The sequence below is a fragment of the Loktanella sp. DJP18 genome, from assembly GCF_049310965.1.
Lineage (GTDB): Bacteria > Pseudomonadota > Alphaproteobacteria > Rhodobacterales > Rhodobacteraceae > Loktanella.
Window position 1 is genome coordinate 1 of the sequence record NZ_JBMERN010000382.1, and the last position, 712, is coordinate 712.

1 protein-coding gene is annotated in these 712 nt (G+C 62.5%); it reads left to right on the plus strand.

Going from position 1 to position 712, the window contains the following annotated elements:
• Positions 1–175: 175 nt before the first annotated feature.
• Positions 176–712: hypothetical protein (locus ACOI1H_RS26040; RefSeq protein WP_422441254.1), on the plus strand; the 537-nt coding region annotated here is incomplete at its 3' end.

A 712-nucleotide genomic window follows, 5' to 3' on the forward strand; every position in this document is an offset into this window, starting at 1 on the left:
GCTATCGCTAAACCCATGATGAAGCCCTCCCAGACCTACCATCAAAGATTCATACTTTCAGCCCGACGGGAATGTAACGGGACAGGTCATTGAGGTCGTAAGGCGACATCCAGATTTACGAAGCGTCGCCTTGGCCTGATCGATTTCCCAGTAGGTAGTCTGCTGGGAGAGAACGATGGGTCGTCTCGAGAATGAGGCGCGGACGGCGATGACAGTATTGCTGAAGCAGGGCCACTCGCAGAGTTCGGTGGCACGATTACTGGGTGTGAGCGAAGGAGCGGTGCGGTATCACCGGCGACGGGATGCGGCCGGGGCGGTGGATGGGCGCACAGCGCAGGTGAGCAAGGCGGCAGTGGTGGCCGACGCGATTGCGCACTGGCGCACCCAGCAGCCGGGCGGGCGGGTGAACCTCGCTGCGCTGCATGAGTGGCTAAAGCACGAGCACGACTACGATGGCAGTCTGAAGTCGGTGCAGCGGTATTGGAAGCGGACGTTTCCGGCACCGGCAATCCGGGCGCGGCGGCGGGTCGAGACGCCAATCGGGGCGCAGGCGCAGGTGGACTGGGCCGAGTATCCCGGCATGGTGATTGGCAACGAAACCGTCAACCTTGTCGCGATGGTGATGACGCTGTCCTGGAGCCGGAAGCGGGCGGTGGTCTGGGCGCGGTCGAAGGACATGCTTTCGTGGCAGGCCTGCCAAACCGCTTGTCTA